The sequence below is a fragment of the Streptomyces sp. NPDC041784 genome (assembly GCF_055591025.1).
In genome coordinates this window covers 1-12,773 of the sequence record NZ_JBVJAB010000014.1, presented here as the reverse complement: position 1 = coordinate 12,773, position 12,773 = coordinate 1, and the positions used below count along the sequence as shown (strand labels likewise).

Below are 12,773 nucleotides of genomic sequence, written 5' to 3'. Positions count from 1 at the left end.
GTCAGTTCCCCCCGGACTCGCCCTGCTGCCGTTCCTGCTGGGCGCGTTCCTCCGGCGAAGGACCGAAGGTGTCGTCCAGCGCCTGGTTCCACTGGTCGTCGGATATGCCCAACGCGTCGTTGAGCATCTCCGACCGCCGGCCGCCCTGACCCTCGGTGAGCACCGTGCGGCCGGTGTCCTTCCAGGTCTGCTCCATGTCCTCACCGGCTTTGTCCCACGACTCGGCGCTCCAGTCGGGGTTCAGATAGTCCGGCGTGAAGACGTCACCCCAGTCCTGCTGGGCGATCTCCTCCTCGCTCGCGTGCGGGTTGCCGCCCATCAGAGCGTTGACGCCCACCTTGAGGGTGCCCGCCACGTACTGGTCGTGCTCCCACTGGGTGCCCGCCGCCAGGCCGAGCAGGTTCGCGATCGCGCTGGCGTCGCTCACCAGGGCGCGCACGCCCCACTCCCAGCGTTCGCAGAGGTCCTCGAAGTCGACCGAGAGGCCGTGGTGCCCGGCCTCCATCCCGGTCATGGCCAGCTCCGAGAAGCCCTTGCCCATCACCGAACCGGTGGCACCGCCCAGTTCACCGAGCTGGTCGATGGTCGCACCCACGCCCTGCGTGAACTTCGCGACGGCTTCCTTGCCGAGCCGCAGATCCTGTCCGTCACCGCTCACGACCGCGGCCCTCCGTCTCCCACCGCACCGGCGTCGACCGCGACCGCGTCCGGGACGATGCCCACGACCGGCGGGAAGAACATCGACCCGTCCTCGGTGGCGATGTCGACGGCGAGGCCGGCGGGCTCGCCCAGCGCGGGCACGATCTCGTCGACGATGCGCGCGCCCAGCAACGCCGCATACTCCATGGGCTGATCACCCGGTCCTTGACGCAGGGCGAACCGCGCCAGCGCGGTCTCGTCGGTGAACCCGCAGATCCACCGCACCCCACCCGAACGCACCGACCACAGGCCCCCGCCCGACACCGGCACCAGAAGGACCGAACGCCTCATCTCACCGACCAGGGCACGAGGGTCGTCACCTCCCCCTCTCCGCTCGGCAATCCGCTCGGCAAGCGCCGCCCTCGGCTGCTGCACGGTTCCTCCCCGGTGGTGATTGCCTGTTGGCACCGTAGAGCAGGACGCGCATGAAGGAACGGGTGGTTCTCGTGAAGGTTGGCCCGGACCGGCCCTAGCGAAGGGAAACCGGCCCGAGCAAAGGGAATCCGGCCCGAGCAAAGGGAAGGGGACAGGGGGAGGAGTGGCGCAGGACGCTCGCCGTAGCGGCTACGGCCGTCCCGACGGCGACGGTCGCCCAGCGGCTACCGTGGCTACCGTGGCTACGGGGCCGCCGGTGACCTGCGCGGTCACCGGATCCTGGAAGGAACCGACGAGATCATGCGTGACATCACGGCCGAGAGGTCGGCGGAGGCGTTCGGATGACCGGCAGCACCGAGGACCCCGTCCACCCCGTCCTCCTGCACCGCACCGGACGGGTCGCCCGCATCACCCTCAACCGGCCCCGGGCCATCAACGCCCTGAACCACGAGATGGTCCGCCGTATCGACCGGGCGCTCACCGCCTGGGAGCGGGACCCGGCCGTCGAGGCCGTCGTGATCACGGGGGCGGGGGAGCGCGGGCTGTGCGCGGGCGGTGACATCCGGGCCGTCCACGACGACGCCCGCGACGGCGACGGCACCGCGGCGGCCGCGTTCTGGTACGACGAGTACCGGCTGAACGCCCGGATCGCCCGGTATCCGAAGCCGTACGTCGCCGTCATGGACGGAATCGTGATGGGCGGCGGGGTCGGGCTCTCCGCCCACGGCAGCGTCCGTGTCGTCACCGAGCGGTCGAGGGTCGCGATGCCCGAGACCGGCATCGGCTTCGTCCCGGACGTCGGCGGTACCTACCTGCTCTCCCGCGCACCGGGTGAGCTGGGCACGCACCTCGGGCTGACGGGCGCTCAGATCGGCGCGGCGGACGCCGTGTTGTGCGGGCTGGCCGATCACTTCGTGCCGTCCGCGTCCGTGCCGCGGCTCCTCGACGACCTCGTCACCCTGCCCGTACGGGACGTCCTCGCCCGTCATGCGCAGCCGCCGCCGCAGGGGGAGCCGTCCGGCCGGCGGGACTGGATCGACAGCTGCTACGCCGCCGACACCGTGGAGGAGATCGTCGAACGGCTCCTCGACCACGGCGACCCGGCGGCCAAGGAGGCCGCCGAGACCCTGCTCGCCAGATCGCCCACCTCGCTCAAGGTCACCCTGGCCGCGCTGCGCCGGGCCCGGCGGCTGGACACGCTGGAACAGGTCCTGGACCAGGAGTACCGCGTCTCCGTCGCGGCCCTGACCACGGCCGACCTGGTCGAGGGCATCCGTGCCCAGGTCGTCGACAAGGACCGCGCCCCGCGCTGGTCCCCGGCGACGCTCGCCGAGGTCACCGCCGCCGACGTCGACCGCTTCTTCGCGCCGCTCGGCGCACGCGAACTCGGGCTGGCGGCGGGAGCGTAGGGACCGGACGCGCGACAGCCGCCCGGACGGACCCTCGCGGGCCGTCCGGGCGGCTGTCGGTGGTGGACGGGATCGGTCAGGTGCGACCTACGCCGTCGGTCAGATCAGGTCGAACCGGTCCAGGTTCGACACCTTGACCCACGCGTCGACGAAGTCCTTCACGAACTTCTCCTTCGCGTCGTCGCTCGCGTAGACCTCCGCGAGGGCGCGCAGCTCGGAGTTGGAGCCGAAGACCAGGTCGGCACGGGTGCCGGTCCACTTCAGCTCGCCCGTGGCGGCGTCGCGGCCCTCGAAGGTGTGCTGGTCCTCGGAGGTCGACTTCCAGGTCGTGCCCAGGTCGAGCAGGTTGACGAAGAAGTCGTTGGTCAGCACGCCCGGGGTGTCGGTGAACACGCCGTGGGTGGACTGGCCGCTGTTGGCGCCGAGGACGCGCAGACCGCCGACGAGGGCGGTCGTCTCGGGGGCGCTCAGGGTGAGCAGGTTCGCCTTGTCGAGCAGCAGGTACTCGGCCGGCAGGCGGGTGCCCTTGCCGGTGTAGTTGCGGAAGCCGTCCCAGGTCGGCTCCAGCGCGGCGAACGACTCGGCGTCCGTGTGCTCCTCGGTGGCGTCCACACGGCCCGGCGTGAAGGGGACCTCCACGTCGAAGCCGGCGTCCTTGGCGGCCTTCTCGACACCGGCGGCACCGCCGAGGACGATCAGGTCGGCCAGCGAGACCTTCTTGGCGCCGGTGTTGAACTCGGCCTGGACGCCCTCGAGGACGCTCAGGACGTGCCGCAGCTGGTCGGGGTCGTTGGCCTCCCAGCCGCGCTGCGGCTCCAGGCGGATGCGGGCACCGTTGGCGCCGCCGCGCTTGTCGCTGCCGCGGAAGGTGGACGCGGACGCCCACGCGGTGGACACCAGCTGCGAGACGGTCAGGCCCGACGCGAGCAGCTTGGCCTTGAGGGCCGTGACGTCGGCGGCGTCGATGGCCTCGCCCTCGGCCTGCGGCAGCGGGTCCTGCCAGAGCAGGGTCTCCGCCGGGACCTCCGGGCCGAGGTACAGGGACTTCGGGCCCATGTCACGGTGGGTCAGCTTGTACCAGGCACGGGCGAAGGCGTCCGCGAACTGGTCGGGGTTCTCGTAGAAGCGACGCGAGATCTGCTCGTAGACCGGGTCGAGGCGCAGCGACAGGTCGGTGGTGAGCATGGTCGGCAGGTGCTTCTTCGACGCGTCGTGCGCGTCGGGGATGATCGCCTCGGCGTTCTTGGCGACCCACTGCTTGGCGCCGGCCGGGGACTCCGTCAGCTCGTACTCGTACTCGAAGAGGTTCTTGAAGAAGCCGTTGCTCCACTGGGTGGGCGTGGCGGTCCAGGTCACCTCGAGACCGGAGGTGATGGCGTCGCCGCCCTTGCCGGTGCCGTACGTGCTCTTCCAGCCCAGGCCCTGGTCCTCGATGGAGGCGGCCTCGGGGTCGGCGCCGACGCTGTCCGCCGGGCCGGCGCCGTGGGTCTTGCCGAAGGTGTGGCCACCGGCGATGAGGGCGACGGTCTCCTCGTCGTTCATCGCCATCCGGCGGAAGGTCTCACGGATGTCGCGGGCCGCGGCGATCGGGTCCGGGTTGCCGTTCGGGCCCTCCGGGTTGACGTAGATGAGGCCCATCTGGACGGCGCCGAGCGGGTTCTCCAGCTCGCGGTCGCCGGTGTAGCGCTGGTCGTCGAGCCAGGTGGTCTCGGGACCCCAGTAGACGTCCTCCTCGGCCTCCCAGACGTCGGCGCGGCCGCCGCCGAAGCCGAAGGTCTCGAAGCCCATCTGCTCCAGCGCGACATTGCCGGTGAGGATCATCAGGTCGGCCCAGGAGATGCTCTGGCCGTACTTCTTCTTCACCGGCCACAGCAGACGGCGGGCCTTGTCGAGGTTGGCGTTGTCCGGCCAGCTGTTCAGCGGCGCGAAGCGCTGCTGACCGGCGCCGGCGCCACCGCGGCCGTCGCTGATGCGGTAGGTGCCCGCGCTGTGCCAGGCCATCCGGATCATCAGCGGGCCGTAGTTGCCGAAGTCGGCCGGCCACCAGTCCTGCGAGGTGGTGAGCACCTCGGCGATGTCCTGTTTCACGGCCGCGAGGTCGAGGTTCTTGAACGCCTCGGAGTAGTCGAACTCCTCACCGAGGGGGTTCGCCACGGCCGGGTTCTTGGAGAGGATCCTCAGGTTGAGGCGCTCCGGCCACCACTGACGGTTCCCGCCGCCCTGGGTGGGGTGCGCGGCGCGTCCATGTGCGACCGGGCACTTTGCCTCTGTGGCGTCGTTGATCTCAGACATGGGGGAGTCCTTCCGAGTCGATGCTCAGGCCCTGCGGGCGGTGGAACAGGCGGGGCACAAGCCCCAGTAGATGACTTCGGCCTCGTCGACCGAGAAGCCGCGGTCGTCGGCCGCGGTAAGACACGGGGCGTGGCCGACCGCGCAGTCGACGTCGACGACGACATCGCACGAGCGGCACACGAGGTGGTGGTGGTTGTCCCCGACGCGCCCCTCGAACCGGGCCGGGCTGCCCGGCGGTTCGATACGGCGGACGAGTCCTGCCGCGTCCAGGGCGTGGAGCGCCTCGTACACGGCTTGCAGCGAGATGTGACCGACGCGATCACGCACACCGGCGGCGATCGCCTCGACACCGAGGTGGTCGCCGGCCCGGACGGTTTCGAGCAGTGCGACGCGGGCGGCCGTCACCCGCAGGCCGGCACCGCGCAGTTCCTCGGCGGTGGTCGGAGTCTGGGGTGCAGTCATGGGGACAACCTACTTCCATAAACACGAAGAGTTCAAGAAAACGAGCACTCCAAGTTTGGTGTGCCGTGATTGAGGTGGCTTGTACCGTTATAGAGGTGGGAGTGGGGCTGGTGGGGCGGTATCGGATGGTGCCGGCCGGTGCCGTGGCTGGTGTCGGGCCGGTGTCCGGGGTGTCGCTTCGCGTCGGCGCCGGCCTCCGTCGGCGTCCCGGATCTCCGGAACGGCTCCGTGTCAGAATGGGCGGCACCCCACCCTCCTTCCCTCTCGTCTCCCCCTCGCCTCCCTCTCGTCCGTACCGATCCATCGAGGAACCCCCCCGTGACCAACTCCGTGGCCCGCGAGCCGCAGCGGCGCAATTCGCGGTCCAACAGGGCGCGCATCCTGGCCACCGCCCGCCGGGAGCTGGGCCGGAACCCGGACGTCACCCTGGAGGAGCTGGCGCGCGCCTCCGGTGTCGTACGGCGGACGCTCTTCGGGCACTTCCCCGGGCGCGCGGCACTGCTGGAGGCGCTCGCGGAGGAGGCGTCCGAGGCGCTGCGCGGCGCGCTGGCGGTCGCCGCGGCCGGCGAGGGGCCGGCCGAGCGGCGGCTCGCGCACTTCGTCTTCTCGATCTGGCCGGTCGGCGACCGCTACCGGCTGCTCCTGGCGCTGGCCCGCCGCGACCTGGGCGCCGACCGTGTCGCCGCGATCCTGGAGCCGGCCCGCCACGCGGTCACGGCCATCCTGGAGAGCGGTCAGCGTGACGGCGTCTTCCACGCCCGGCTGCCGGCCGCCGTGCTGAGCGCCGGCCTGGAGGGTATGCACGTCGCGCTCCTGGAGGAGGTCAACACCGGGGCGCTGGAGGACGACGGCACCCGCACCGCGATCGCCACCCTCATCGCGGCCGGCCTGCCGGAGGGGCGGGCCCGGGAGGTCGTCGACGAGGTCGCGGCCACCGGAGTGCGAGGGGAGTCCGCAGGCGTGCTGGGGGAGCCCGCCGGCGGCGACTGAGCCGCCGGGGCCGATCACGCGTTTCCCGAGGCGTCCGTGCACGACAGGTGCACGGGCGCCTCTTTGTCATGCCCCGGGACCGGGCCGTGGGGAGTCGCAAGGCAGGCCACTTAATTTGCACAGTGGTGGGCAATAAATTAGTCTGCACATCAGTGGGCAATTAATGCGTCCCCGAGGAGTCCCCGATGCCCTTCCTTGCCACCACCCCCATCGACCGGACGGTCGGCCCCTATGCCCGCCGCTGGTGGGCCCTGCTCATGCTGTGCCTGAGCCTGCTGATCGTCGTCATGGCGAACACCTCGCTGATCGTGGCCGCGCCCGACATGACCACCGACCTGGGCCTGTCCAGCAGTGACCTGCAGTGGGTCATCGACGGCTACACCGTCCCGTACGCCGCGCTGATGCTCGTGCTGGGCGCGATCGGCGACAAGTACAGCCGCCGCGGCGCCCTCGTCGCCGGTCTGCTGGTCTTCGCGGGCGGCTCGGTCATGGGCAGCCTGGTCGACGAAACCGGCCTGGTCATCACGGCCCGGGCGATCATGGGCGTCGGCGCCGCCGTCGTCATGCCGGCCACCCTCTCCCTGCTGGTCGCGATGTTCCCCCGGCGGGAGCGCGCCCGCGCCATCACCGCCTGGACCGCCACCTCCGGCCTCGCCATCGCGGTCGGCCCGCTGGTCGCCGGCTGGCTGCTGGAGGACCACGCCTGGGGCTCCACGTTCCTGATCAACGTGCCCATTGCCCTGGTCGCCGTCGTCGGCGCCTTCGCCCTGGTCCCGCCCTCCAAGGCGGAGGGCATGGGCCGGATCGACTACGTCGGCGGCCTCCTGTCGATCGTCTCCGTCGGCTCGCTGGTCTACGCGACCATCGAGGGCCCGCACTTCGGCTGGGGCGCCGGCCCCGTCGCCGCCGCCGTGGTCGCCGTCGCCGGCCTGGTCGCCTTCGTCGCCTGGGAGCTGCGCCACCCGCACCCCATGCTGGACGTCCGCAAGTTCGCGCAGCGCCCCTTCAGCGGCTCCATGCTCGCGGTGCTGTTCTTCTTCTTCGGCACCTTCGGCGCGATCTACTACTCCACCCAGTTCCTCCAGTTCGTCCTCGGCTACGACGCCCTGGAGACCGGCGTACGACTGCTGCCGCTGGCCGGAGCGGTGTTCGTCGGCGCGGCCGTCACCGGCAAGCTGACCCCCAGGCTGGGCATGAAGCCGATGGTCGTCGCCGGCATGCTGATCGGCACGGCCGGCGTCCTGCTGCTCACCCGGATCGAGACGGGCTCCACCTACGCCGACTTCCTGGCGCCGATGATGATGCTCGGCTTCGCGATCGGCCTGAGCGTCTCCCCGGCCACCGACACGATCATGGGCACGTTCCCCGAGAACGAGCTGGGCGTCGGCGGCGGCGCCAACGACACCGCGCTGGAGCTGGGCGGCTCGCTCGGCATCGCCGTCCTCGGCTCGCTGCTCGGCACCGCCTACCGCGACAAGCTGGCCGACCTGATCGGCGGCCACCTCCCGGCCGCCGCGCTGGAGACCGCCAAGGACTCGGTGGGCGGCGGGCTCGCGGTCGCCGAGCAGGTCGCCAAGGACCCGGCCGGCGGGGCGCAGCAGGCCCAGGCCCTGGTCGACGCCGTCCACGAGTCCTTCGCCCACGGTGTCGCGCAGACCAGCCTGATCGGCGGGATCATCATGGCCGCCGGCACCCTGGTCGTCCTCGCGGTCCTGCCGGGCCGCCGGGGAGACACCAAGTCCGAGTCCCTGACGGCGGATTCGAAGGCGGCGCAAGAGTCGAAGGCGGCGGAGGAGCTGGCCGACGCGCAGTAGGGGGCGTTGAGGCTTCGATGGCCGGTCGGCGGCGGGTCAGTGGCCGGTCGGTGGCCGGTCAGCGGCCGGTCAGCGGCCGACTGTGTGAGGTCGCCCGGTGCGGACCGTTGCCCGATCTTCCCAGGTCGGGCGGGGGCCGCCGGGCGGCCTCACAGGTGTGTTGCGGGCGCCTGGTCGCGGGCCGGTGCCTCCTCCCGCTGGTGGTCGGGGGCCTCCTGCTGCTGGTCGGGCGTCTCCTCGTCGGCCTCGCGCAGCCCCGGCACCAACCCGCGTACGGCGGCCCGCTGTTCCGGCCCCATGACGTGGGCGAGCGCCCCGGCGACCGTCTCCGCGAGCGCGCCGGACGCCTCCCGCAGCAGGCCGCGGGCCTTCTCGGTGAGGGCGACCTCGACGCCCCGCTTGTCGCCGCACGCCGACCTGCGGGTGACCAGGCCGGCGTGCTGGAGACAGGCGATCTGGTAGGTGAGCCGGGTCTTGGGGCGGGCCAGCAGCTCCGCCACGCGCGTCATCCGCAGTCCCTCGCGGGGCTGCTCGGCCAGCAGGCACAGGATCAGGAACTCGTCGTGCGAGACGTCGAGCCGTTCCTTCACGACCGAGCGCAGCCGCTGCTCCACCGCGCCCGTCGCGGCCAGCAGCACCATCCAGGCCCGCAGCTCCGGGGGCAGCAGGCCGGTACCCGCCATGGAGGGGCATTCGGGCAGGTCGGTGAGGCGCTCCTGAGCGTGCTCTCGGGGGTGCTCCTGAGCGTGCTCCTGGGGGTGCTCCTCGGGGTCTGCCATGCCGTCGAGTCTATCCGTTGTCCAAATTTGCATGACTGTGTTGTTCAGTTTTGGATTACCGACTAGCGTGAACCTCGCAGTCTCATCCAAATTTGGACTACCCGATGTGAGGGATCACCATGACCGTCGCCGTGGAAACCGGAACCTGGCAGCTCGACGCGGGTGCCTCCACCGTCGCCCTGAAGCACCGGACGATGTGGGGCCTGGTCACCGTGAAGGGCGCCTTCGCCTCGGTCGCCGGCGGGGGAGAGGTCGGACCCGACGGGTCCGCCACCGGTACCCTGACCCTCGACGCGACCTCCCTCGACACGAAGAACGCCAAGCGGGATGCGCATCTGCGCAGCGCCGACTTCTTCGACGCCGAGAACCACCCCGAGATCACCTACGGGGTCCGGACCGCCGAGCGCCGCGACGGCGACACCGTACTGGTGTCCGGCCAGCTGACCGTGCGCGGCATCAGCCGCCCGCACACCCTCACCGCACAGCTGGTGCAGGCGGACGCGGACGCGGTCACGCTGGCCGCCGAATTCACCGTGGACCGGGACGAGTTCGGCCTCGGCTGGAACCAGATGGGCATGATGCGCGGCCTGACCACCGTCACGACCACGCTCCGTTTCACCCGCACGGTGGCCTGACGGCAACGTCTGTGGAACCGCCGCCACCCGCATCCGCAGCGGCGGCGTTCCCCTGACGGCCGCCGCCGCACTCGCCAGGGCCGGCAGGAGCAGCACCGCCACCGCAACCGGCGCGATGATCCCCGCCGCCGCCGGCCCCCACCACCGCCACCGCCACCGACAGCGGGCTCGGGTGCCCGTACCAGTCGAGCCCGTCACCGCCGTCCGTGAGATACGGCGCCCCCCCGATCAGCCCCTGCTCGTGCAGCACCGCGCCCTGCGTCAGCGGCGGCGCGAACGCCTGTCCGGGGCGGGTGAGCCAGTCGCGGTCCGTGTCGCTGTTGGGCCGAACGGGTGACTTGGCGTAAGAATTGGCAGGTGCAGGCATTGAGTGCGAGTCAGTTCGGGGGGAGCCGGTGAACCGATACGACGTCACCGATGAACAGTGGGAGGGGCTCGCCCAGGTCGTTCCGCTGCGGGGCCGGGACGCGTGGCCGTCGGCGGTGAACCATCGCGCGCTCCCCGACGCGGACACGGAGACCCGTCGCCGCTTCGTCGTCCTGCGGGTCAACGTCTTCGCGGACGCCCGCGAGGTCGCCGAGACCCTGATGGCCGGCATCCCGGTCCTCCTCGACCTCACCGGCGCGGAGACCGAGGTCGCCAAGCGCGTCCTCGACTTCTCCACCGGCGTGGTCTTCGGCCTCGCCAGCGGAATGCATCGCGTGGACCGCAACGTGTTCCTGCTGACTCCGCCGGGCACCGAGGTGAGCGGGATCATGGAGGGGGCAGGCGTGTGACGACGGGGGTGTGAGGGCGGGGAGCGAGGTGAGGGGGCGGCGGTGTACGTCGTCCCGCGCGTCGCCCGATCGTAGGAAGCTGGACGGGCGGAACGGTTCCGCAGGTACCTGGAGTCCTACGGTCCGCCTATGCCCGTGCCGCCCCCTTCCTCCGCTTCCCCCACCGGTGTCGCGTCCCGTGACGTGACCGACTTGACGTCGTCCGAGGCGGCGCCGCCCGCCCGGGTACCCGCCCAGGCGTCACCGGCGCCCGCCCCGCCCGACCCGGCCCCCGAGCGGCACGTCCGCCCCTGTCTCACCGAGCTGCGGCTCTCCGCCTTCGCCGGGCATCGGCGGGCGGCGTTCCCGCTGGGGGCGGTGACGTTGTTCGCCGGGCGCAGCGGAAGCGGCAAGACCACCGCGCTGCGGGCCCACGAGGCACTCGCTCGGCTCGGTGGCGGCGCGCCGCTCGGGGAGGTGTTCCCCGACCCCGTCGCCTGTGTGCCGGAGCGGGCCCGCCCCGACGCCCAGCGCCGGCGCGGCTTCCGCATCGGCTGTACGGCCGACGGCCCCGCGGGACCGGTCCGGCTCGACGTCGCCGTACAGGCGGAACCCGAGCTGCGCGTCGTGGGGGAGCGGCTGAGCGCGGGCGGCGTCGTCCTGCTGGAGACCGCCCTGCGCGACCCGGGGCGCCGCACGGTACAGGCCGCCTGGCACACCGCCGGATCCGCGCCCGTCACCCGCGCCCCGCTCCCCGACGACCGCCTGGGCACCGCTCTGCTGCCGCTGCGGGTCGCCGGCAAGACCGACGGACAGCGCCGAGTGCTTGCCGCCGCCGAGCAGATGGTGGTGGCCCTGCGTTCCGTCTTCGCCTGCGACCCCCAGCCCGACTGGATGGGTGCCCCCGTCCCCACCGGCTCCGGACGGCTGCTCGGCGGCTGCGACAACCTCGCCGACGTGCTCTGGCGCACCCGCGAGGAGTGCGTACGGCGGCACGCCCAGCTGGTGGCCGCCCTCGCCGCCGGCTGCGCCGGACCCGTCACGGACCTGCTCGCCGAACCGCTCCGCGACGGCACGGTCCGCGGCCTGCTCGACCGCGGCGACGGCACCCGCACGGAGCTGGCCCGGCTCGGCTACGGCGAACTGCGCTACGTCGCCCTCGCGCTGGTCCTGCTCACCGGCCCCGGCGTCCTCGACCTGGACACCGCCGGCGAGGTGCCCTCCGCGATGCAGACGCTCACCCTCCTCGCCGACAACCTCGACCGGGGCCTCGATGTCCACCAGCGCGCCGAACTGCTGCGGTTGGCGGTGCGGATGGCCGAGCGCGGGCACATCCGCTGCACCGGAGCGGTCAGCGACGCCTCCTGGGCCGTCCGGACCCGCGGTGTGACGGTGGTACACCTGGGTCCGTGACAGAACACCTCGACGTGGGCAAACTGCAGCGCCGGCTGGCCGAGTTCGCGGCCGCGCGGAACTGGCAGCCGTACCACACCCCCAAGAACCTCGTCGCCGCGCTCAGCGTGGAGGCCTCCGAGCTGGTCGAGATCTTCCAGTGGCTGACCCCGGAGGAGTCGGCGCGTGTCATGGACGACCCGGAGACCGCGCACCGGGTGACCGACGAGGTCGCCGACGTCCTCGCGTATCTGCTGCAACTGTGCGAGGTGCTCGGCGTCGATCCGCTGGCGGCCCTCGACGCGAAGATCGACCGCAACGAGCGGAGGTTCCCGGCGCCGTAGGAGGGCGGGCAGGAGGGCGGGCAGGTGGGTGGGCAGGTGAGTGGGCCGACGGGTGGGGTCGGGGAGTGTATCGATCCGTTTTCACTCTCCGCAGTTGTTCAACGGTCCGAAACCGATTTGTTGTCCACAGATTTCCGTCTTCCTCTGGCTTTTCGTCCCACAGACCCTCACTCTGGGTAGTGGACGCTCTCTGTGTGCCACTGCGCGCCAGGGAGTTCGGCGGACGTGCGAGGAGCACGTCGGGACAGACGGGGGCGGCGCATGGACGCGGTGCGGCTCATCCTGACGAGCAGGCGCGCGCTGGCGGACAGCCGTGAGGGGCACGTGATCCTCACGGAGGTGTGGCAGGCGCAGGCCCTGGCGCAGGCGATAGGCAGCAGGCTCGCCGTCTCCGGCCCGCCCGAACTGCGCGGCGAGGCCCTGGGCCTGACCGAGCTGGCGGGCCGGGGCTGCGGGGTGCTGGACACGCCGGATCTCGATCTCGGGGATCTGCGCGCCGCCCAGCTCACCGACCTGGACGACGCCCGCCGGGCCCTGCTCGACCTGGGTGTTCTGCTCGCCGAGGTCGGCATCGCGCTCGTCGGCGTGGCGAGCGCGGCGGCCGACGAGGCGACGTACTGGCAGTGCATGGAGGCCATCGACGCGGCGGACGAGTCCCGGGACCGCGTCCTGGAGATGCTGCGGAAGCTGGCGGTGCGGGAGGAGCGGGAGAGAGTTTTACCGGAGCGGTGAGGGGTTCGGAGCTGCTGCCGCTGGAGTGTGTTCAAGGGTGTTCTGGTGAGCGGGAGTGAGCGTCGGTGGTCTGCGTCGTACCGTGTGCCGCGGCA

General features: G+C 71.8%; 13 protein-coding genes. 8 read left to right on the top strand and 5 right to left on the bottom strand.

Going from position 1 to position 12,773, the window contains the following annotated elements:
* Position 1 precedes the first annotated feature (1 nt).
* Positions 2-658: a hypothetical protein gene (locus tag ACZ6D7_RS27830; RefSeq protein WP_469496262.1), complete on the bottom strand. Its 657-nt coding sequence runs from the start codon at positions 656-658 to the stop codon at positions 2-4.
* Complete coding sequence (locus ACZ6D7_RS27825; RefSeq protein ID WP_469496259.1) at positions 655-990, bottom strand: SseB family protein; 336 nt, start codon at positions 988-990, stop codon at positions 655-657. Before ACZ6D7_RS27825 ends, ACZ6D7_RS27830 begins: the two co-directional genes overlap by 4 nt.
* Positions 991-1,415: 425 nt before the next feature.
* Here ACZ6D7_RS27825 and ACZ6D7_RS27820 point away from each other — a divergent pair, with 425 nt between their 5' ends.
* A complete protein-coding gene (locus ACZ6D7_RS27820) occupies positions 1,416-2,483 on the top strand; it encodes an enoyl-CoA hydratase/isomerase family protein (protein ID WP_469496256.1) in 1,068 nt (355 codons plus the stop codon).
* 99 nt (positions 2,484-2,582) lie between these two features.
* Here the strand turns inward: ACZ6D7_RS27820 and katG are convergent, their stop codons facing one another.
* Both katG and ACZ6D7_RS27810 read right to left on the bottom strand, forming a co-directional pair.
* Positions 2,583-4,775 (bottom strand): catalase/peroxidase HPI, encoded by a 2,193-nt coding sequence (gene katG, locus ACZ6D7_RS27815; RefSeq protein WP_469496252.1) that lies wholly within the window; start codon positions 4,773-4,775, stop codon positions 2,583-2,585.
* 24 nt (positions 4,776-4,799) lie between these two features.
* A complete protein-coding gene (locus ACZ6D7_RS27810) occupies positions 4,800-5,237 on the bottom strand; it encodes a Fur family transcriptional regulator (protein WP_469496249.1) in 438 nt (145 codons plus the stop codon).
* A 318-nt stretch (positions 5,238-5,555) separates the two neighbouring features.
* Between ACZ6D7_RS27810 and ACZ6D7_RS27805 the strand changes: the two genes are divergently transcribed.
* Together ACZ6D7_RS27805 and ACZ6D7_RS27800 are read left to right on the top strand one after the other, a co-directional pair.
* Positions 5,556-6,227 carry a TetR family transcriptional regulator gene (locus tag ACZ6D7_RS27805; RefSeq protein WP_469496247.1) on the top strand — a complete coding sequence of 224 codons (672 nt, stop codon included), beginning with the start codon at positions 5,556-5,558 and terminating at the stop codon, positions 6,225-6,227.
* Positions 6,228-6,412: 185 nt separating this feature from the next.
* On the top strand, positions 6,413-8,041 hold the full coding sequence (locus tag ACZ6D7_RS27800) for an MFS transporter (RefSeq protein WP_469496244.1): 1,629 nt from the start codon (positions 6,413-6,415) through the stop codon (positions 8,039-8,041).
* Between the two features lie 149 nt (positions 8,042-8,190).
* Here ACZ6D7_RS27800 and ACZ6D7_RS27795 read toward each other — a convergent pair whose 3' ends face one another.
* Positions 8,191-8,820: a MarR family winged helix-turn-helix transcriptional regulator gene (locus tag ACZ6D7_RS27795; protein WP_469496241.1), complete on the bottom strand. Its 630-nt coding sequence runs from the start codon at positions 8,818-8,820 to the stop codon at positions 8,191-8,193.
* A gap of 119 nt (positions 8,821-8,939) precedes the next feature.
* On the opposite strand from ACZ6D7_RS27795, the gene ACZ6D7_RS27790 reads away from it, so the two are divergent.
* From ACZ6D7_RS27790 to ACZ6D7_RS27770, 5 genes are all read left to right on the top strand, one after another.
* Entirely contained in the window at positions 8,940-9,455 is a 516-nt protein-coding gene (locus tag ACZ6D7_RS27790) for a YceI family protein (RefSeq protein WP_469496239.1), read from the top strand.
* A 395-nt stretch (positions 9,456-9,850) separates the two neighbouring features.
* Positions 9,851-10,231 carry a cell division protein SepF gene (locus tag ACZ6D7_RS27785; protein ID WP_469496236.1) on the top strand — a complete coding sequence of 127 codons (381 nt, stop codon included), beginning with the start codon at positions 9,851-9,853 and terminating at the stop codon, positions 10,229-10,231.
* Positions 10,232-10,360: 129 nt separating this feature from the next.
* Entirely contained in the window at positions 10,361-11,623 is a 1,263-nt protein-coding gene (locus ACZ6D7_RS27780; protein ID WP_469496234.1) for a P-loop NTPase family protein, read from the top strand.
* Positions 11,620-11,946 carry a nucleotide pyrophosphohydrolase gene (locus tag ACZ6D7_RS27775; protein ID WP_469496231.1) on the top strand — a complete coding sequence of 109 codons (327 nt, stop codon included), beginning with the start codon at positions 11,620-11,622 and terminating at the stop codon, positions 11,944-11,946. Before ACZ6D7_RS27780 ends, ACZ6D7_RS27775 begins: the two co-directional genes overlap by 4 nt.
* A gap of 261 nt (positions 11,947-12,207) precedes the next feature.
* Entirely contained in the window at positions 12,208-12,678 is a 471-nt protein-coding gene (locus ACZ6D7_RS27770) for a DUF6099 family protein (protein WP_469496228.1), read from the top strand.
* The last annotated feature ends 95 nt before the right edge of the window (positions 12,679-12,773 follow it).

What these genes read in the sequence shown, in the direction of transcription:
- ACZ6D7_RS27825 (WP_469496259.1), bottom strand. Translation starts at nt 990, where the DNA reads ATGAGGCGTTCGGTCCTTCTGGTGCCGGTGTCGGGCGGGGGCCTGTGG.
- ACZ6D7_RS27790 (WP_469496239.1), top strand. Translation starts at nt 8,940, where the DNA reads ATGACCGTCGCCGTGGAAACCGGAACCTGGCAGCTCGACGCGGGTGCC.
- ACZ6D7_RS27770 (WP_469496228.1), top strand. Translation starts at nt 12,208, where the DNA reads ATGGACGCGGTGCGGCTCATCCTGACGAGCAGGCGCGCGCTGGCGGAC.
- ACZ6D7_RS27780 (WP_469496234.1), top strand. Translation starts at nt 10,361, where the DNA reads ATGCCCGTGCCGCCCCCTTCCTCCGCTTCCCCCACCGGTGTCGCGTCC.
- ACZ6D7_RS27800 (WP_469496244.1), top strand. Translation starts at nt 6,413, where the DNA reads ATGCCCTTCCTTGCCACCACCCCCATCGACCGGACGGTCGGCCCCTAT.
- ACZ6D7_RS27810 (WP_469496249.1), bottom strand. Translation starts at nt 5,237, where the DNA reads ATGACTGCACCCCAGACTCCGACCACCGCCGAGGAACTGCGCGGTGCC.
- ACZ6D7_RS27820 (WP_469496256.1), top strand. Translation starts at nt 1,416, where the DNA reads ATGACCGGCAGCACCGAGGACCCCGTCCACCCCGTCCTCCTGCACCGC.
- katG (WP_469496252.1), bottom strand. Translation starts at nt 4,775, where the DNA reads ATGTCTGAGATCAACGACGCCACAGAGGCAAAGTGCCCGGTCGCACAT.
- ACZ6D7_RS27795 (WP_469496241.1), bottom strand. Translation starts at nt 8,820, where the DNA reads ATGGCAGACCCCGAGGAGCACCCCCAGGAGCACGCTCAGGAGCACCCC.